The organism is Streptococcus sp. SN-1, assembly GCF_041154385.1.
Taxonomy (GTDB): Bacteria; Bacillota; Bacilli; order Lactobacillales; family Streptococcaceae; genus Streptococcus; species Streptococcus mitis_CT.
Genome location: NZ_AP028929.1, coordinates 1,393,731 through 1,413,687, shown reverse-complemented (window position 1 = coordinate 1,413,687; position 19,957 = coordinate 1,393,731). Strand labels below are relative to the sequence as shown.

Below are 19,957 nucleotides of genomic sequence, written 5' to 3'. Positions count from 1 at the left end.
GTCTTTTTGTGAATACAAAAAAGCCAAATCCGTTTGGACCTGGCTTAATAATCATTGGCTATTAGATAGTATTGGCTGCCCAGACACTTACCGAAGCAGTTGAGACAGGGAATTGTCCGTAACCTTCCTCATCGATTGTAACTTGACCTTGGTGGTTTCCAAGTAAATCTACAAAGGTTTGGTTAGTCCACTCTTGACCAATAAACATAGACTTGCTGTTTTCTTGGTCATTGGAAATCAAGACTGCGATTGGGGATTGATTTTCAGCACCTGAACGTACCCAACCGATACAGTTAGGGTCATCAAAGTAGTCTTTTTGTTCTCCATAGGCCAAATCTTTTCGGATAGCTAGGAGGCGGTCAAGGACTTCTTTGAAATCTTGTTGAGCATATTGTCCTGAAATACCATAGTAGTCTCCGTAAAAGACACATGGAAGACCATCTTGGCGTAACAGAATGAGGGCATAGGCTGCTGGCTTGAACCATTCTTCAACGGTAGACTCAAGAGCTTGTCCTCGTTGGGTATCGTGGTTGTCGACAAAAGTCACAGCCTTGTCGGGCTTGAGTTCAACCAAGCTATCTGTGAAAATGCCACGAAGGTCGTAGTTGGAACCTGCTCGGCTAGCATCAAAGAGATTTTGGTGGAGACGAACATCGACAAGGTCAAAGCGTTCTTCCGTTTTTTCAAGATAGTCTAGATTGGCTTCCTTGTCTGGATTCCAAAATTCACCAAAAACATAGAAATCTTGACCATATTTTTCCTTCATATCACGGATGAAATTACGCATAAAGAAAGAGTCAATGTGTTTGACGGCATCCAAGCGGAAACCAGCTACACCAGTCGTCTCTATGAACCAGTCAGCCCAGTCATAGATATTTTTGATAACTTCAGGATGTTTAAAGTCTAGGTCGGCATACATGAGGTAGTCGTAGTTTCCGTTTTCGTTATCGACTAATTCCTCATTTGCCCAGCCCTTGTTGTCACCTTGGATCAGATAAATCCCAGACTTACGGCGTTTTGCATCATAGTCAGTACCGGTGAAGTGGTACCAGTGCCAGTGGAAGTCATTGTAGGTATCTTGGCGACCATCGAAGGTAAAACTAGTCCAGCCATTGATGGTGAAGGGTTCCCCAAGTTCAACTGTACGGTCTACAGGGTCCACTTCGATGACCTGAAAGGCTTCCATGTGATCGGCTGCAGCCTTGTGATTGAGCACTACATCGGCCATAGGTTGAATTCCCTGTGCTTTTAGGGCTTGAATGGCTTGAAGATAGTCTTCTTTGAAACCATACTTGGTGCGGATAGTACCTTTTTGGTTAAACTCTCCTAGGTCGAATAAGTCATAGACCCCATAGCCGACATCTTTTTCATTGGTTGCCTTAAAAGCTGGTGGCATCCAGACGTGGCTAATCCCCAGATGAGCTAGGTGTGGAGCATCTTCAGCCAGACGCGTCCAGTGCTGACCGTCGTGGGGCAGATACCATTCAAAGTATTGCATGAGTGTTTGATTTTGCATGATGTTTCCTCTTACTTGTCAATCTTGTTCTTTATTCTATCATAAAGTATTGGTTAGCGCCAACGTTTGCATAAGATAGAAGGAAACTATTTTAACTACTTAAAATAAAGTATTGATTTTTTTGTATCAAAGTGCTAGTATAATAGTATGTAATATAGATAAAGATAGGAGTCATCCCATGATTGAATTTCAAAATGTTAGTAAGTTGTATGGTGATAAAGAGGCTTTGAGCAATCTCAATTTGCAGATTGAAAATGGGGAGATTATGGGCTTGATTGGCCATAATGGGGCTGGGAAATCGACCACCATAAAATCCTTAGTCAGTATCATTTCGCCCAGCAGTGGTCGTATTTTGGTAGATGGTCAGGAGTTATCGGAAAATCGCTTGGCTATTAAACGAAAGATTGGCTACGTAGCAGACTCGCCTGACTTATTTTTACGCTTAACGGCCAATGAATTTTGGGAATTGATTGCTTCATCCTATGATCTGACTAGCTCTGACTTGGAGGCTAGTCTAGCTAGGCTATTGAACGTTTTTGATTTTGCTGAAAATCGCTATCAGGTTATTGAAACCCTTTCTCACGGAATGCGTCAGAAAGTCTTTGTCATCGGAGCACTCTTGTCCGATCCCGATATTTGGGTCTTGGATGAACCCTTGACTGGTTTGGATCCCCAGGCTGCCTTTGATTTGAAGCAAATGATGAAGGAACATGCACAAAAAGGCAAGACAGTCTTGTTTTCAACCCATGTCCTAGAGGTGGCTGAGCAAGTCTGTGATCGGATTGCCATTTTGAAAAAGGGACATTTGATTTATTGTGGTAGCGTAGAGGACTTGAGAAAAGACCACCCAGACCAGTCTTTGGAAAGTATCTATCTTAGCCTTGCCGGTAGAAAAGAGGAGGTTGCGGATGCGTCTCAAAGTCATTAAAAAATTAGTTGATATCAATATCCTCTATTCATCTCAAGAAGCTAATCTGGCTAATCTACGAAAGAAGCAGGCTAAGAATCCTGGGAAAAAAGTAAATGTTTCCGCTAGAGTCCTAAGTTCTTACATTTTTTCTAGTCTCTTGATGCTTTTCATGTTTATAAATATAGCCTTTCGTTTTCCTTTTGAGGAAATGCCAAGTTTTTTTAGTAGCATGGTTGCTATTTTACTGGTGCTTGCCTTTTCAACTTCTTTCACTGCATTTTACAATGTCTTTTATGAGAGTAAGGACTTGGCATCGTATAGGCCCTATGCCTTTAAAGAATCAGAGATTATAATTGCTAAAGGACTGTCTGTTCTCTTGCCAGCTCTAGCTGGAATTGTACCAATCCTAGCTTATTTTCTAGTCCTCTATATTAGGCTAGCTCCTTCTCTTTGGCTGGGCTTGCCTTTGATGTTGCTGTCCTTGGCCTTATTATTTGTCTCTGTTACTTTAGTGATGGTAGTGGCAGTACATTTCTTGGCTCAGACTAGGGTCTTCAGAAAGTATCAGTCTATTTTTTCGAATGTGATGATTGGGATAGGGGTTCTCATACCTTTAATATTTGTCCTCTTTCTACAGTCGACTTTTGGAAGTATTGTTGACAAAGTTAGAGACATTCCATTTCTCCTTTATCCTCTTCATATCTTTTACAAAATAGCAGTGGAGCCTTTTTCGACAGAAGCCATACTGGGTCTGTTAGCTTGGATAGCTTTAACTGTTTTCTTGCTTTACCTGACCAAAAAGAAGGTTCTTCCTCATTTTTATGACGTGATTCTGCTTAACAGTGAGGAGAAGGTCAAGAAAGAACGTCGCAGTAAGGAGAGAATTTCAACTACTAATAAAAAGGGCTTTTTCCGTATGGTTTTACGCTACCACCTCACCCTCTTGGGACAGGGAACTGGCGTGATTACAGTGCTTTTTACAAGTGCCTTTCTTCCTTATCTCATGATGATCGGTCTGATTTCCAAAATTCGAGATTCTCAGATAGTTCCAGACATTCATCCTCCATACTGGTTACCCTTGTTTTTTATAGCTCTCTTTATAGCAGTTGTCAATAACAATATCACCAGCCTGCATTCAATTGCCTTGTCCTTGGAGAGGGAAAATGTTGATTTTCTTAAGAGTTTACCCTTTGACTTTGCTCGTTATGTGAAAGTGAAATTTTGGATTATATTTGCTGTCCAGTCCTTTTTACCAGTTCTGACTTTACTTGGCCTTTCTCTATATCTAGGCTTGCCCATCCTTTCGATGATTTATCTTCTTGTAGTCTGGATCCTTGCCAGTGTCATCCTTTCTTGCCACCATTACCTTAAGGACGTGAAAAATCTGTCAACAAATTGGAGTAACATTACGGACCTGGTGAATCGTTCAAATCGTATAGTAGCAATAGTTTTGATTTTGGTTTATAGTGTAATCTTAATGGCCCTTGTAATAGGGAGCTTATTCTTGGTTCGGTCTCTCGCCCCTGTCCTTGCCATCAGCTTGGGAGTAGGAGTTCTTATCCTCTTGCTTGCTCTTGCTATTTTTGGCTATCATTACTACCTGTCACGCATATTGACAGAAATAGAAAAAAGATGAGCTAGTTGGTCGCCTGCTTGATAAATTTTATAAAAAGAAATGAAGCTGAGCAAAAAACCACTTCTAACTATCAAAAAACGAGTATTTCCGTAGATGGAGATACTCGTTTTTCTAGGTCATTTTTGTTATCATAACAAAAAAACGACTAGAAATTTATAACAATGTATAAATCCTATAGCATCAATTGCTTAAATTTTGGACTAGATTTTATCTATGATGTTTTGAAGGTTAATGGAGCTTGAGATGTTTGCTATTTATGGATAGTGTACAAAGTAAATTGTTACTGGCGAGCTCTCTCATGCTTTTGGGTTTGCCTTTCATCTAGTTATTCTTATAAAAATCCGTTTTATACTCAATGAGAAACAAAGAGCAAACTAGGAAGCTAGCCTCAGGTTGCTCAAAGCACCGCTTTGAGGTTGCAGATAAAGCTGACGTGGTTTGAAGAGTATTAGACTAATTCCCACTTTGGTAAGTCAAGTGGAAGTCACTTTGAGAAATTAGCCTGAAATAATTCCTATTTGTAAAACTCTGATAAGTCTTGGCTGATTTTCCAGAAATGTGGTATAATTTTTCTTATGGAAAAGATTATCATTACAGCAACTGCTGAAAGTATTGAACAAGTTAAACAACTGCTCGAAGCTGGCGTAGACCGTATCTATGTCGGTGAGAAAGATTTTGGCCTTCGTCTGCCAACAACCTTTAGTCATGACCAATTGCGTGAAATCGCTAATCTGGTTCATGATGCTGGTAAGGAATTGATCGTTGCAGTCAATGCCCTTATGCACCAAGACATGATGGACCGTATCAAGCCTTTCCTCGATTTCTTGGAAGAAATCCATACAGACTACATTACGATTGGGGATGCAGGTGTCTTTTATGTGGTCAATCGCGATGGTTATTCCTTTAAGACCATCTACGATGCTTCGACTATGGTAACTAGCAGTCGCCAGATTAACTTCTGGGGACAAAAGGCTGGTGCATCTGAGGCTGTTTTGGCGCGTGAAATTCCATCAGCTGAACTTTTCAAAATGCCAGAAATTTTGGAAATTCCTGCTGAAGTTTTGGTGTATGGTGCTAGTGTTATTCACCATTCCAAACGTCCGCTCTTGCAAAACTACTATAACTTTACGCATATCGATGATGAAAAGACCCGTAAGCGTGACCTTTTCTTGGCTGAGCCAAGTGATCCTGAGAGTCATTACTCTATCTTTGAAGACAATCATGGAACCCACATTTTTGCCAACAATGATCTTGATTTGATGACCAAATTGACAGAATTGGTAGAGCATGGTTTTACTCACTGGAAATTAGAAGGTCTCTATACACCTGGTCAGAACTTTGTTGAGATTGCAAAACTCTTTATCCAAGCGCGTAGCTTGATTCAAGAGGGCAACTTTAGCCATGACCAAGCCTTCTTGCTGGATGAAGAAGTGCGTAAACTTCACCCTAAAAACCGTTTCCTTGATACAGGATTTTATGACTACGATCCTGACATGGTTAAATAAAGTAAATGATTCGTTGAGAGAAGGAAGATGCAAACATTTCTTCTCTCAATTTTTCTTATTTCTTCACTATTTTTAAAAAATCAGTAGGCTATGATGCTTTGTTTGCTGGGATTTTTAAGAAAAGTAACCTTCTTGAGTTTGAAAATTATCCCATGTTTGCAGGTGCCAAATGGCCCTTTTTTTGGTATAATTTTTTATAATGAAAACGATTGGTAATCGCTATGTTGTGGTTGATTTAGAGGCAACTAGCACAGGTAGTAAGGCTAAAATTATCCAAGTGGGAATTGTCGTGATTGAGGACGGAAAAATCGTTGATCACTATACGACGGATGTCAATCCACATGAACCCTTGGATGCTCATATCAAAGAACTGACAGGATTGACAGACCAACGTCTGGCGCAAGCACCTGATTTTTCGCAGGTTGCCAGAAAAATCTTCGACTTGGTGGAGGATGGGATTTTTGTAGCCCACAATGTTCAGTTTGATGCCAATCTTTTGGCGGAAAATTTATTTTTTGAAGGCTATGAACTAAGAAATCCTCGTGTTGACACGGTCGAATTGGCCCAAGTCTTTTTCCCAGAACTGGAAAAGTATAGTTTGCCGATTTTGTGTCGAGAATTAGGAATTCCTCTAAAACACGCTCACACAGCCCTTTCAGATGCCCAAGCTACAGCGGAATTACTCTTATTTCTACGGGAAAAGATGGCCCAGCTTCCTAAAGGTCTCTTGGAACGCTTGCTGGAAATGGCTGACGCTCTCTTATATGAGTCCTACTTGGTTATTGAGGAAATTTATCGCAACCAATCTATCCTGAATTCTTCAGATTTGGTCCAAGTTCAAGGACTATATTTCAAGAAAACTGGAGCTACCCTGGAGCCACGAAAACTATCCCAAGATTTTTCTAAAAATATTTCTCTGTTGAACCTTGAAGTGAGGGAACGACAAGAAAGTTTTGCTAAAGAGGTTGGCTTGCTATTGAAAGATGAGCCTGTCTCTTTGATTCAAGCGCCGACAGGGATTGGGAAAACTTATGGCTATCTCTTACCCGCTTTATCTCAAATGAAAGAGCGTCAAATTGTTCTTAGTGTTCCGACAAAGATTCTTCAAAATCAAATCATGGAAGAAGAAGGTAAACGTCTTGAGGAAGTGTTCCATATAGATATTCATAGTTTAAAGGGGCCTCAAAATTATTTGAAGCTGGATGCTTTTTATCGTTCCTTGCAGGAAAATGATGAAAATCGCTTATTTAGACGCTTTAAGATGCAACTCTTGGTTTGGTTGACAGAGACTGAGACAGGAGATCTGGATGAAATTGGTCAACTTTACCGTTACCAACATTTTCTAGCAGACCTTCGTCATGATGGGAATTTATCATCCCAGAGCTTATTTATGACGGAAGATTTCTGGAAACGTAGTCAAGAAAGAGCACAAACCTGCAAGCTTTTAGTGACCAATCACGCCTATCTTGTAACCAGACTTGAAGATAATCCTGAATTTGTCAGTGACCGTTTATTGATTATTGATGAAGTTCAAAAGATCTTGTTGGCTCTAGAAAATCTGCTTCAAGAGACTCACGATATCCAGTCTATTATTGATTTGCTTGATAAGGCTTTACTGGAGGAGCAAAATAAAGTCCAGCAACGAATACTAGAAAGTATTCGCTTTGAGTGCCTCTACTTGATCGAACAATTTCAGTCTGGAAAATCTAAGAAAAATATCTTAGATTCTCTTGCCAATCTCCACCAGTATTTTTCAGAATTAAAAGTAGAAGGCTTTGAAGAACTGGTTCGCTATTTTACAGCTGAAGGTGATTACTGGCTCGAAACAACTGAAACGAGTCAAAAGAAAATTCAGATTTCTTCTACGAAATCAGGTCGTATTCTTCTGTCCTCTTTAGTTCCTGAGAGTTGCCAAGTCTTGGGAGTATCGGCTACTCTTGAGATTAGTCAGAGAGTTTCTTTGGCCGACCTTTTAGGCTATCCTGAAGCCAAATTTGTCAAGATTGAAGCTGGTAAAAAACAGGACCAAGAAGTGGTCTTGGTCAAAGATTTCCCTCTGGTGACAGAAACTTCCTTAGAAGTCTATGCCAAAGAGGTAGCTGATTTGCTGATGGATGTTCAAGCTTTCCAACAACCGATTTTAGTTCTCTTTACTTCTAAAGACATGCTTCTAGCAGTATCGGATTTACTTCCAGTTAGCCACTTGGCCCAGTATAAAAATGGGGATGTTCATCAGCTTAAGAAACGCTTTGAAAAAGGTGAACAACAAATCTTGCTTGGTGCAGCAAGTTTCTGGGAGGGAGTTGATTTTTCAAGCCATCCTTTTGTGATTCAAGTTGTACCAAGGCTTCCTTTCCAAAATCCCCAAGAACCCTTGACGAAAAAGATTAATCAAGAACTGAATCAAGAAGGAAAAAATGCCTTTTATGATTATCAATTGCCGATGGCTATTATTCGTTTAAAACAGGCTTTGGGAAGAAGTATGAGACGCGAACACCAACGTTCCTTAACTCTCATTTTGGATAGGAGAATTGTCGGAAAGAGATATGGCAAACAAATAGTAGCATCTCTAGCAAAAGAAGCGAGCGTTACAACGATCGCTCAATCTGAAGTTAATGAGGCTATTGATAGATTTTTAAATGAACTTTGATAAATAGTATTGTATGAAAGTATAAGGTTAGTGTATATGAAACGTTCTCTCGACTCTAGAGTCGATTATAGTTTGCTATTGCCAGTATTTTTTCTACTGGTTATTGGCGTGGTGGCTATCTATATAGCCGTTAGTCATGATTATCCAAACAATATTCTGCCCATTTTAGGGCAACAGGTCGCTTGGATTGCCTTGGGGCTTGTGATTGGTTTTGTGGTCATGCTCTTTAATACAGAATTTCTTTGGAAAGTGACCCCCTTTCTGTATATTTTAGGCTTGGGACTCATGGTCTTGCCTATCGTCTTTTATAATCCAAGCCTAGTTGCATCAACGGGTGCCAAAAACTGGGTATCAATAAATGGAATTACCCTATTCCAACCGTCAGAATTTATGAAGATATCCTATATTCTCATGTTGGCTCGTGTGATTGTTCAATTTACAAAGAAACATAAGGAATGGAGACGCACAGTTCCGCTGGACTTTTTATTAATTTTTTGGATGATTGTCTTTACCATTCCAGTCCTAGTTCTTTTGGCACTTCAAAGTGACTTGGGGACGGCTTTGGTTTTTGTAGCCATTTTCTCAGGAATCGTCTTACTATCAGGAGTTTCTTGGAAAATTATTATTCCAGTATTTGTGACTGCTGTAACAGGAGTTGCTGGATTCTTAGCCATTTTTATCAGTAAGGGCGGTCGTGCTTTTCTCCATCAATTGGGGATGCCGACCTACCAAATCAACCGTATTTTGGCTTGGCTCAATCCGTTTGACTTTGCCCAAACAACCACTTACCAGCAGGCTCAAGGGCAAATCGCGATTGGAAGCGGTGGCTTATTTGGTCAGGGGTTTAATGCTTCTAATCTGCTTATTCCAGTTCGAGAGTCGGATATGATTTTCACGGTCATTGCAGAAGATTTTGGCTTTATTGGTTCTGTCCTTGTTATCGCCCTTTATCTCATGCTGATTTACCGTATGTTGAAGATTACTCTTAAATCAAATAACCAGTTCTACACCTATATTTCCACAGGTTTGATTATGATGTTGCTCTTCCACATCTTTGAGAATATCGGCGCTGTGACGGGCTTGCTTCCTTTGACTGGGATTCCCTTGCCATTCATTTCTCAAGGGGGATCGGCTATTATCAGTAACTTGATTGGTGTTGGCTTGCTTTTATCGATGAGTTACCAGACAAACCTAGCTGAAGAAAAGAGTGGAAAAGTCCGATTCAAGCGGAAAAAGGTTGTATTAAAACAAATCAAATAAGGAGAAAATCATGGTTAAAGTAGCCGTTATGTTAGCTCAGGGCTTTGAAGAAATTGAAGCTTTGACAGTTGTAGATGTCTTGCGTCGGGCCAATATCACTTGTGATATGGTTGGTTTTGAAGAGCAAGTAACAGGTTCGCACGAAATCCAAGTAAGAGCAGATCGTGTCTTTGATGGTGATTTATCAGACTATGACATGATTGTCCTTCCTGGAGGGATGCCTGGTTCTGCACATTTGCGCGATAATCAGGCCTTGATTCAAGAATTGCAAAATTTCGAACAAGAAGGGAAGAAACTGGCGGCCATTTGTGCGGCGCCAATTGCCCTCAACCAAGCAGGGCTATTGAAAAATAAGCAGTACACTTGCTATGATGGCGTTCAAGAGCAAATCCTTGATGGTCAATATGTCAAGGAAACAGTAGTGGTAGATGGTCATTTGACAACCAGTCGAGGTCCCTCGACAGCTCTTGCCTTTGCCTATGAGTTGGTGGAGCAACTAGGCGGAGATGCAGAGGGTTTACGAACAGGAATGCTCTATCGAGATGTCTTTTGTAAAAATCAGTAAAACGGGAGTCAAACTCTCGTTTTTTATGTGGAAAACTCAGGGAAATCATCGCTTTTTTCATAAAAAAATGCTATAATGAAGGGTATGAAATATCACGATTATATCTGGGATTTAGGTGGAACTTTACTGGATAATTACGAAACTTCAACAGCTGCATTTGTTGAAACATTGGCACTGTATGGCATCACACAAGATCATGACAGTGTCTATCAGGCTTTAAAGGTTTCTACTGATTTTGCGATTGAGACATTCGCTCCCAACTTAGAGAATTTTTTAGAAAAATACAAGGAAAATGAAGCCAGAGAACTTGAACATCCGATTTTATTTGATGGAGTTTCTGATTTATTGAAAGACATCTCCAATCAAGGTGGGCGTCATTTCTTAGTTTCTCACAGAAATGATCAGGTCTTGGAAATTTTAGAAAAAACCTCTATAGCAGCCTATTTTACAGAAGTAGTGACTTCTAGCTCAGGTTTTAAGAGAAAGCCAAATCCTGAGTCCATGATTTATTTAAGAGAAAAATATCAGATTAGCTCTGGCTTAGTCATCGGTGATCGGCCGATTGATATCGAAGCAGGGCAAGCTGCAGGACTCGATACCCACTTGTTTACCAGTATCGTGAATTTAAGACAAGTATTAGACATGTAAGAAAAAGGAATAAGATGACAGAAGAAATCAAAAATCTGCAGGCACAAGATTATGATGCCAGTCAAATTCAAGTTTTAGAGGGCTTAGAGGCTGTTCGTATGCGTCCAGGGATGTATATCGGGTCAACCTCAAAAGAAGGTCTTCACCATCTAGTCTGGGAAATCGTTGATAACTCAATCGATGAGGCCTTGGCAGGATTTGCCAGCCATATTCAAGTTTTTATTGAACCAGATGATTCGATTACTGTTGTCGATGATGGGCGTGGTATCCCAGTCGATATTCAGGAAAAAACAGGTCGACCTGCCGTTGAGACTGTCTTTACTGTCCTTCATGCTGGAGGAAAGTTTGGCGGTGGCGGATACAAGGTTTCAGGTGGTCTTCACGGAGTGGGGTCCTCAGTTGTTAACGCCCTTTCCACTCAACTAGATGTTCATGTCCACAAAAACGGTAAGATTCATTACCAAGAATACCGTCGTGGTCATGTTGTTGCTGATCTTGAGGTGGTTGGAGATACGGATAAAACTGGAACAACGGTTCATTTTACACCAGACCCAGAAATCTTTACTGAAACAACAACCTTTGATTTTGATAAATTAAATAAACGAATTCAAGAGTTGGCCTTTCTAAATCGTGGTCTTCAAATTTCAATCACAGATAAGCGTGAAGGTTTGGAACAAACCAAGCATTACCACTATGAAGGTGGGATTGCTAGTTATGTTGAATATATCAACGAGAACAAGGATGTAATCTTTGATACACCAATCTATACAGACGGTGAGATGGATGATATCACAGTTGAGGTAGCCATGCAGTACACAACTGGTTACCATGAAAATGTCATGAGTTTCGCCAATAATATTCATACACATGAAGGTGGAACGCATGAACAAGGTTTCCGTACAGCCTTGACACGTGTTATCAACGATTATGCTCGTAAAAATAAGTTACTGAAAGACAATGAGGACAACCTAACAGGGGAAGATGTTCGCGAAGGCTTAACTGCAGTTATCTCAGTTAAACACCCAAATCCACAGTTTGAAGGACAAACTAAGACCAAACTGGGGAATAGCGAAGTGGTCAAGATTACCAATCGCCTCTTCAGTGATGCCTTCTCTGATTTTCTTATGGAAAATCCACAGATTGCCAAACGTATCGTGGAAAAAGGAATTTTGGCTGCCAAGGCTCGTGTGGCTGCCAAGCGTGCGCGTGAAGTTACTCGTAAAAAATCTGGTTTGGAAATTTCCAACCTTCCAGGGAAACTAGCAGACTGTTCTTCTAACAATCCTGCTGAAACAGAACTCTTCATCGTCGAAGGAGACTCAGCTGGTGGATCAGCCAAATCTGGTCGTAACCGTGAATTTCAGGCAATCCTTCCGATTCGCGGTAAGATTTTGAACGTTGAAAAGGCAAGTATGGATAAAATTCTAGCCAACGAAGAAATTCGTAGTCTTTTCACAGCGATGGGAACAGGATTCGGTGCAGAATTTGATGTTTCAAAAGCTCGTTACCAAAAACTCGTTTTGATGACCGATGCTGATGTCGATGGTGCTCACATTCGTACCCTTCTTTTAACCTTGATTTATCGTTATATGAAACCAATTCTAGAAGCTGGTTATGTTTATATCGCCCAACCACCAATCTATGGTGTCAAGGTTGGAAGCGAGATTAAAGAATATATCCAGCCAGGAGCAGATCAAGAAATCAAACTCCAAGAAGCCTTGGCCCGTTATAGTGAAGGTCGTACCAAACCGACTATTCAGCGTTATAAGGGTCTAGGTGAAATGGACGACCATCAGTTATGGGAAACAACCATGGATCCTGAACATCGCTTGATGGCTAGAGTTTCTGTGGATGATGCTGCAGAGGCAGATAAAATCTTTGATATGTTGATGGGGGATCGAGTAGAGCCTCGTCGTGAGTTTATCGAAGAAAATGCCGTCTATAGTACACTTGATGTCTAAAAAATAGGGAGAAGTAGTTCCCTTGGTCTAAAAAATATGATATAATCGTTACGATTGTTTCAAGTAAAAAAGGAGTTTAATATGTCTGCTAGCCTAGTAATTTATTTAATAATTGCAGTTGCAGTTTTATTGGTCATTGCCTATGCTATCGCAATCTATGTAAGGAAGCGCAATGAAAGTAAATTAGCAATTTTAGAAGAGAAAAAAGAAGAGCTTTATAATCTTCCGGTTAATGATGAAGTTGAAGCTGTAAAAAATATGCACTTGATTGGACAAAGTCAGGTGACTTTCCGTGAATGGAACCAAAAATGGGTTGACCTATCTCTTAACTCTTTTGCAGATATCGAAAATAATCTTTTCGAGGCAGAAGGCTATAACAACTCATTCCGTTTTTTCAAAGCCAGTCATCAAATTGATCAAATTGAGAGCCAAATTACCTTGATTGAAGAAGATATTGCGGCAATTCGCAACGCCTTGGCAGATTTGGAGAAACAAGAGTCTAAAAATAGTGGACGTGTTCTTCATACCTTGGACTTGTTTGAAGAGTTGCAACACCGAGTTGCTGATCATTCTGAAGAATATGGACAAGGTTTGTCTGAAATCGAAAAACAATTGGAAAATATCCAATCAGAGTTTTCTCAGTTTGTAACTTTAAATTCGTCTGGTGACCCAGTAGAAGCTGCTGTGATTTTGGATAATGCTGAAAATCATATCTTGGCTTTGACACATATTGTTGATCGTATCCCAGCAATTGTAGCAACATTATCTAAAGATCTACCTGATCAACTGGAAGATTTAGAAGATGGCTACCGTAAGCTTTTAGATGCCAACTATTATTTTGCTGAGACAGATATTGAAGCGCGTTTCCAACTGCTTTATGAAGCTCTCAAGAAAAATCATGAGAATATTGCGAAACTAGAATTGGATAATGCAGAGTACGAAAATACTCAAATCCAAGAAGAGATTAATGCACTTTATGATATCTTTACAAGAGAAATTGCGGCACAGAAAGTAGTAGAAGGTTTAGTAGCAACACTTCCTACTTATCTTCAACACATGAAGGAAAATAATGCTTTATTGATAGAAGACATTGAGCGTTTGAGTAAAAACTATTTACTTTCTGAATCAGATGCAAGTCATGTTCGCCGTTTACAGTCCGAATTAGAAAGCTTTGAGACTGCTATTATTGAAGCGATTTCGGATCAGGATGAAGCAACTCAAGCATATTCAATTCTTGAAGAAAAACTTGAATCTCTGCAGGAAAATCTTAAAAAGATTGAAGATGAACAAATTGCAGTTAGTGAGCGTCTTGCACGAGTTGAGAAAGATGATATCAATGCACGTCAAAAAGCAAATGTATATGTTAATCGTCTCCATACAATCAAGAGATATATGGAAAAACGGAACCTACCTGGTATTCCACAAAGTTTCTTGAAGTTATTCTTTACAGCAAGTAATAATACGGAAGATCTCATGGCTGAATTAGAACAAAACTTAGTCAATATAGAATCAGTTAATCGTATTCTTGAAATTGCAACGAAGGATATGGAGGAGCTTGAGGCGGAAACTTATAATATTGTACAGTATGCAACCTTGACAGAGCAACTCTTGCAATATTCTAACCGCTATCGCTCATTTGATGAACGTATCCAAGAAGCATTTAACGAAGCTTTAGATATTTTTGAAAAAGAATTTGATTATCACGCTTCATTTGACAAGATTTCTCAAGCATTGGAAGTGGCAGAGCCTGGTGTAACTAACCGCTTTGTTAGCTCATATGAGAAAACACGTGAAACGATTCGTTTTTAATAACAGAAAAAGATTTGATTGTGTGAGAAGCAGAATCAAATCTTTTTTATTTATTAATTACCTATAAAATCGTGTATGATAGGATTTTAAGATAAAAAATTGGAGAGATTAAAAAGCTTTTTGAACCTTGTGAAACAAAATTAGGTTTATTTTGCTTTTTAAATCATCTCCAATTTTTTATTTGGTTGGAATCGAAATTCCAATTAATTTCTCTGAGTAGAGTGTCTTGATATTGGCTTCATCAATAGAGTCCTTATTAATTTTACGTCTCAAGAAAAAGTTTTGAATGGCTTCAATTTCAGACTCGCGAATAGCGCGGTGTTTGTTTGAGATGAGGATTTCATAGTGAAGCGGAGCTTGGGTAAAAATAACATCGGTATTCCCTGCAGAATAAACCTCAACAAGGGTTGCATCAGTACTTTCTAGCTGGCTTTTTACAAGTTGCGAGTGTGAGTTTGTCGTATTGATAAGCTTCATAATATTTCCTCCAATTTTCTAATTCTATTATAGCACTTTTTGAATAAAGTAGCTTGATTTAGTCAATCTTATGCTGTTTTTTCCAAGATTGGATTGCCCATTTATGACTACCACGTTTGAGGTTTTCAATAGCCTCGTCAATAGGGAACCAGGCAATATGATTAAAGTCCTCTAGTGGTTTTTGTACCTCTTTGAAAGAAGTCGCTTCATAGAGGTAGGCAGGATTGTAGTAGTAGGTGTCACGATGACGAGAGTAGAAATATTCGTCAGCTTGTCCGTAATAGGTACCAATTTCAGCTGTGAAGCCAAGCTCTTCAATCAATTCACGCCTTAGGGCTTCTTGATGGTTTTCACCTACTTCAATTTCACCACCTGGTAAGAACCAAGCGCCATTAGGTGCTTGAACAAGAACAATTTGTTTTTGCTCAGCGTCAGGGATAACTGCATATACGCCATAACGGTTCTGGTAGGTTACATTCTCTTTTTTTTCTCCAAAAGTTGGGTTTGCCATTGCATTTTCCTCATTATCTAGTATCTTTATTATTATCATAATGGACAAAGGCCGAGCTGTCAAGAACTTATAGTTATTTTAGTAAAAAGGAGCAGAAAATTTTCATTTTCTACTCCTTTTCTATAGGATTTATACTTCTTTTTCAGAAGTTTTAACTTCAGCTTTTTTGGCAGACTTAATTTGAATGTTTCCCTTGCTGGTCATAACTGCCTTGAGATCTTTTTCACTTGGATTTTCAAGGTAGTAGTCAGTGATTGCGTCTTCAATATAGTCTTGAATAGTGCGGCGAAGTGGGCGTGCTCCCATTTTTGGATCATAACCGAGGTCAACTAATTTTTCCTTGACCTTGTCTGTTACATCTAAATGAATGTTGTTGCTAGAGAGGCGCTTGTTAACATCTGCTAGCATAAGCTCGACAATCTGAAGGAGGTTGTCCTTGCTGAGAGCCTTAAATTCGATAATACCATCAAAACGGTTCATAAACTCTGGGCTAAAGAAGTTACCGAGTTCACCGAGGACGGAGTTTGTCCGTCCTTCTCTAGCAGCACCAAATCCAACGCTTGCTTCAGCCTTACCTGTACCTGCATTTGAGGTCATGATAATGATGGCGTCCTTAAAGCTAACAGTTCGACCTTGACCATCCGTTAAACGGCCATCGTCCAAGACTTGAAGGAACATGTGCATAACATCAGGGTGAGCTTTTTCTACTTCATCGAGAAGGATGAGAGAATATGGATTGCGGCGAACTTTTTCCGTTAACTGACCAGCCTCGTCATAGCCAACATAACCTGGAGGGGCACCGACCAACTTAGCCACGCTGTGTTTCTCCATATATTCACTCATATCAAAGCGAATCATGCTATCAGCAGAACCAAAAAGTTCGATAGCTAGTTGTTTGGAAAGTTCTGTCTTACCGACACCCGTTGGCCCGACAAAGAGGAAGCTTCCAATTGGACGGTTAGGCGTACCAAGTCCAACACGATTACGGCGAATAGCCTTGGCAATCTTATCGACTGCATCATCTTGACCAATAACATGAGACTTAAGATCTTCGGCTAAATGGATGAGTTGAGATTGTTCTTTCTCTTTTAAATCACCAACAGGGATATTGGTTTTCTGCTCGATAATGTACTCAATGGTTTTCTCGCTGATGATAGGAGTATCCTGGTCTGTGACCTTTTTCTTTTGCATTTCCTTATACTTGGCAATCTGGTCGCGGAAATAGGCGGCCTTCTCAAAATCTTCCTCCCGTGTAGCTTGAGATTTGAGATTTTCAGCCTCAATCAAGCGTTGATCAATGACTTTAGGATCGACAAAATTCAAGATCAAATTCATCTTAGAACCAGCTTCATCTAGGAGGTCAATGGCCTTGTCAGGTAAGAAGCGATCTTGGATGTAACGATTGGAAAGAGTTGCTGCTGCTTCAATTGCAGCATCGGTATATTGAACGTGGTGGTAGTCTTCGTATTTCTTTTGAATTCCTTTGAGGATAATAATCGTTTCCTCTACCGTTGGTTCATCAACCTTAACAGGCTGCATACGACGTTCTAGGGCAGCATCCTTTTCAATGATACGGTATTCATTGAGGGTAGTAGCACCGACCAGTTGCAGTTCGCCACGAGCAAGGGCGGGCTTGAGGATATTTCCAGCATCCATATTGCCATCGCCTGCAGAACCTGCACCGACAATTTCATGGATTTCATCGATAAAGAGGATAATATCCTCACGTTTGCGAATTTCTTCCATGAGCTTTTGCATGCGTTCTTCAAATTGTCCTCGGATACCTGTTCCTTGAACCAGGCTAACCACATCCAGACGGATAACTTGTTTACCTTGGAGTTTATGGGGAACATCGCCATCAACGATTTTTTGAGCTAGACCTTCGACAACGGCCGTTTTTCCGACACCTGGTTCACCGATAAGAACAGGATTATTCTTAGTTCTACGATTGAGAATTTCGATGACACGGATAATCTCATCATCTCGTCCAATAACGGGGTCGATATCGCCACGACGAGCAATCTCAGTTACATTAATACCAAATTCTTCCAGCAGGCCTTTTTCTTGGCTTGGTGGTGGAGTTTGAGCAGGTCCACGATTTTGGGAACCATAACCGCCGTTACCACCGTAACCTCCACCTGATTGGGTTGGGGGAGTAGGAGGAGTGTTGTTAGAAGGTCTAAAATGGTTTAAGTCATTGAAGAAATCACCAAAAGGATCAAAGTCACGATTATTCAAATCTGTCATACCTTTAAAGAGGCTATTGTTAGGATCTGTTTTGATAATCTTGTAGCAGTTTTGACAGAGGTCAATTTGCTTTTGTTTTCCATTGAGATTGGTATAAAGATGAATTGTTGAGTCGTTGATTTTACAGTTTTGACAAAGCATACATCTACCTCATTTCTTTCTTTAGCTGGACCTATCTAAAGGTCAAAAATAGTCAAATTTCTATACTCTCATTATAACAGGATTGGGGTGTAAAGCAAGTAAAAAGATTGAAGCTTTGAGAAGTTGTTACAATGAAAATCTTCGTGGATTTGGACTATAAAAAAATCCTATTTGTGAGACAAAAAGGATTTTGGTTAGACATGCAGGGTGTAATCCCAGCTTGTTTTGTATTAGTAAAGGAGTTCGTAAATCTCCATTGCAATCAAGTCAATGCTGTCAAACGTATAAGTTTCGCGAGCTTCGACATCACGCAGGGTAAAGATTGAGCCGTTTTCTTCGTCGTGGCTGTATGCAACTTCTGCAACAACAACTCCTTCGCGTTCAAAATTACGTTTTAAATTTCCGCCGTCTTTTGCCATTGCTTCAAGGCGGTTGATGATTCTAACCAAATGTGATTCCATTTTGATTCTCCTTCATTTCTTATCGTTACTATTTTACCATAAAGGAGGCCAACTTGACTAGAAAAAACTAAGATTTCTCGCTAATTCTAGCAGCTGAAAGTTTTTTTTGAATAAATCGGATAAAAAGTTTGAATTTTAATTCAATACATGTTATAATCATACAGTATTCTATTTTAGAAAGCAGTGTGACTATGAATTTTTCTTTTTTACCTAAGTATTTACCTTATTTTAACTATGGGGCTGTTGTGACGGTTCTCATTTCTATCTGTGTTGTCTTTTTGGGAACTATTTTGGGTGTTGTCTTGGCTTTTGGGCAACGTTCAAAGTTTAAACCGCTTGTTTGGCTCGCCAACTTGTACGTTTGGATTTTCCGTGGGACACCGATGATGGTTCAGATTATGATTGCCTTTGCCCTTATGCATATCAATGCTCCGACTATTCAGGTTGGGATTTTGGGTGTTGATCTTTCTCGTCTGATTCCAGGGATTTTGATTATTTCTATGAACAGTGGTGCCTATGTTTCTGAGACTGTGCGTGCCGGAATCAATGCGGTTCCAAAAGGTCAGCTAGAAGCGGCTTATTCTTTAGGGATTCGTCCTAAAAATGCGATGCGATATGTAATTTTGCCACAAGCAATCAAAAATATCTTGCCAGCCTTGGGGAACGAATTTATCACTATTATCAAGGATAGTTCCCTTTTATCAGCTATTGGTGTTATGGAGTTGTGGAACGGGGCTACAACAGTTTCTACAACAACCTATCTACCTTTAACACCACTTTTATTTGCAGCCTTTTATTACTTGATTATGACTTCTATTTTGACAGTAGCCTTGAAAGCTTTTGAAAAACGTATGGGACAAGGAGATAAGAAATAATGACAGAAACCTTGATAAAAATTGAAAATTTACATAAATCCTTTGGAAAGAATAAAGTATTGAAGGGCATCAACCTCGAGATTAAAAGAGGAGAAGTTGTCGTTATCATCGGTCCTTCAGGGAGCGGGAAATCTACCTTGCTTCGCTCTATGAATTTATTGGAAGAAGCGACCAAGGGGAAGGTTATCTTTGAGGGGGTCGATATTACGGACAAGAAGAATGACCTCTTTGCCATGCGTGAGAAGATGGGCATGGTTTTTCAACAATTTAATCTCTTTCCTAATATGACTGTTATGGAAAATATCACCTTGTCTCCTATCAAGACCAAAGGTGAAAGTAAGGAAGTTGCTGAGAAGAGAGCTCAGGAACTTTTGGAAAAAGTTGGTTTACCAGATAAGGCAACTGCTTATCCACAGAGTTTGTCAGGTGGCCAGCAACAGCGGATTGCCATTGCGCGTGGTTTGGCAATGGAACCAGATGTTTTACTCTTTGACGAGCCGACTTCAGCCCTGGACCCTGAAATGGTAGGTGAGGTACTTGCTGTTATGCAAGACCTAGCCAAGTCAGGAATGACTATGGTTATCGTAACACATGAGATGGGATTTGCCCGTGAGGTGGCAGACCGTGTCATCTTTATGGCAGACGGTGTGGTTGTTGAAGACGGAACACCAGAACAGATTTTTGAACAAACCCAAGAACAGCGGACTAAGGACTTCTTGAGTAAGGTTTTATAAGTTAGCTTTGTGGAGCTGTTCGCAGTCAACTTCATATATAAAATATAGATT

General features: G+C 39.9%; 16 protein-coding genes. 11 read left to right on the top strand and 5 right to left on the bottom strand.

The annotated features are described in order from the left end of the window. Nucleotides 1–61 precede the first annotated feature (61 nt). On the bottom strand, nucleotides 62–1,516 hold the full coding sequence (locus ACAM22_RS06395) for an alpha-amylase (RefSeq protein ID WP_369606529.1): 1,455 nt from the start codon (nucleotides 1,514–1,516) through the stop codon (nucleotides 62–64). Between the two features lie 178 nt (nucleotides 1,517–1,694). On the opposite strand from ACAM22_RS06395, the gene ACAM22_RS06390 reads away from it, so the two are divergent. From ACAM22_RS06390 to ezrA, 9 genes are all read left to right on the top strand, one after another. After that, on the top strand, nucleotides 1,695–2,444 hold the full coding sequence (locus tag ACAM22_RS06390) for an ABC transporter ATP-binding protein (protein ID WP_219966522.1): 750 nt from the start codon (nucleotides 1,695–1,697) through the stop codon (nucleotides 2,442–2,444). Continuing rightward, the gene (locus tag ACAM22_RS06385; RefSeq protein WP_261074365.1) at nucleotides 2,425–4,062 is read left to right on the top strand and encodes a hypothetical protein; all 1,638 of its coding nucleotides are present in this window, start codon (nucleotides 2,425–2,427) and stop codon (nucleotides 4,060–4,062) included. The genes ACAM22_RS06390 and ACAM22_RS06385 overlap by 20 nt, the downstream gene beginning before the upstream one ends. Nucleotides 4,063–4,637: 575 nt before the next feature. Beyond that, the gene (locus ACAM22_RS06380) at nucleotides 4,638–5,567 is read left to right on the top strand and encodes a peptidase U32 family protein (protein WP_060805587.1); all 930 of its coding nucleotides are present in this window, start codon (nucleotides 4,638–4,640) and stop codon (nucleotides 5,565–5,567) included. A 199-nt stretch (nucleotides 5,568–5,766) separates the two neighbouring features. Beyond that, nucleotides 5,767–8,217: a bifunctional DnaQ family exonuclease/ATP-dependent helicase gene (locus tag ACAM22_RS06375; RefSeq protein ID WP_369606528.1), complete on the top strand. Its 2,451-nt coding sequence runs from the start codon at nucleotides 5,767–5,769 to the stop codon at nucleotides 8,215–8,217. 36 nt (nucleotides 8,218–8,253) lie between these two features. Then, nucleotides 8,254–9,477 carry an FtsW/RodA/SpoVE family cell cycle protein gene (locus tag ACAM22_RS06370; protein WP_101782168.1) on the top strand — a complete coding sequence of 408 codons (1,224 nt, stop codon included), beginning with the start codon at nucleotides 8,254–8,256 and terminating at the stop codon, nucleotides 9,475–9,477. Nucleotides 9,478–9,487: 10 nt separating this feature from the next. Beyond that, nucleotides 9,488–10,042, top strand: a complete 555-nt coding sequence (locus ACAM22_RS06365) for a DJ-1 family glyoxalase III (protein WP_369606527.1) — start codon at nucleotides 9,488–9,490, stop codon at nucleotides 10,040–10,042. 84 nt (nucleotides 10,043–10,126) lie between these two features. Beyond that, on the top strand, nucleotides 10,127–10,690 hold the full coding sequence (locus ACAM22_RS06360; protein ID WP_369606526.1) for an HAD family hydrolase: 564 nt from the start codon (nucleotides 10,127–10,129) through the stop codon (nucleotides 10,688–10,690). A gap of 14 nt (nucleotides 10,691–10,704) precedes the next feature. After that, a complete protein-coding gene (gene gyrB / locus ACAM22_RS06355) occupies nucleotides 10,705–12,651 on the top strand; it encodes a DNA topoisomerase (ATP-hydrolyzing) subunit B (RefSeq protein ID WP_000134041.1) in 1,947 nt (648 codons plus the stop codon). Between the two features lie 81 nt (nucleotides 12,652–12,732). Continuing rightward, nucleotides 12,733–14,460 (top strand): septation ring formation regulator EzrA, encoded by a 1,728-nt coding sequence (ezrA, locus tag ACAM22_RS06350; protein ID WP_369606525.1) that lies wholly within the window; start codon nucleotides 12,733–12,735, stop codon nucleotides 14,458–14,460. Nucleotides 14,461–14,637: 177 nt separating this feature from the next. Here the strand turns inward: ezrA and ACAM22_RS06345 are convergent, their stop codons facing one another. The 4 genes from ACAM22_RS06345 to ACAM22_RS06330 all read right to left on the bottom strand — a co-directional run bounded on the left by ACAM22_RS06345 (nucleotide 14,638) and on the right by ACAM22_RS06330 (nucleotide 18,297). Further along, nucleotides 14,638–14,937, bottom strand: coding sequence for a DUF1827 family protein (locus ACAM22_RS06345; RefSeq protein ID WP_369606524.1), 300 nt, complete (start codon nucleotides 14,935–14,937; stop codon nucleotides 14,638–14,640). A gap of 58 nt (nucleotides 14,938–14,995) precedes the next feature. After that, on the bottom strand, nucleotides 14,996–15,448 hold the full coding sequence (locus ACAM22_RS06340) for an NUDIX hydrolase (RefSeq protein WP_153196233.1): 453 nt from the start codon (nucleotides 15,446–15,448) through the stop codon (nucleotides 14,996–14,998). 129 nt (nucleotides 15,449–15,577) lie between these two features. After that, nucleotides 15,578–17,836, bottom strand: coding sequence for an AAA family ATPase (locus ACAM22_RS06335; protein WP_369606523.1), 2,259 nt, complete (start codon nucleotides 17,834–17,836; stop codon nucleotides 15,578–15,580). A 230-nt stretch (nucleotides 17,837–18,066) separates the two neighbouring features. Then, nucleotides 18,067–18,297, bottom strand: a complete 231-nt coding sequence (locus ACAM22_RS06330) for a DUF1797 family protein (protein ID WP_000443570.1) — start codon at nucleotides 18,295–18,297, stop codon at nucleotides 18,067–18,069. A gap of 191 nt (nucleotides 18,298–18,488) precedes the next feature. On the opposite strand from ACAM22_RS06330, the gene ACAM22_RS06325 reads away from it, so the two are divergent. After that, nucleotides 18,489–19,172, top strand: a complete 684-nt coding sequence (locus tag ACAM22_RS06325; RefSeq protein ID WP_001011642.1) for an amino acid ABC transporter permease — start codon at nucleotides 18,489–18,491, stop codon at nucleotides 19,170–19,172. Further along, nucleotides 19,172–19,906: an amino acid ABC transporter ATP-binding protein gene (locus ACAM22_RS06320; RefSeq protein ID WP_369606522.1), complete on the top strand. Its 735-nt coding sequence runs from the start codon at nucleotides 19,172–19,174 to the stop codon at nucleotides 19,904–19,906. The genes ACAM22_RS06325 and ACAM22_RS06320 overlap by 1 nt, the downstream gene beginning before the upstream one ends. Nucleotides 19,907–19,957 lie beyond the last annotated feature (51 nt).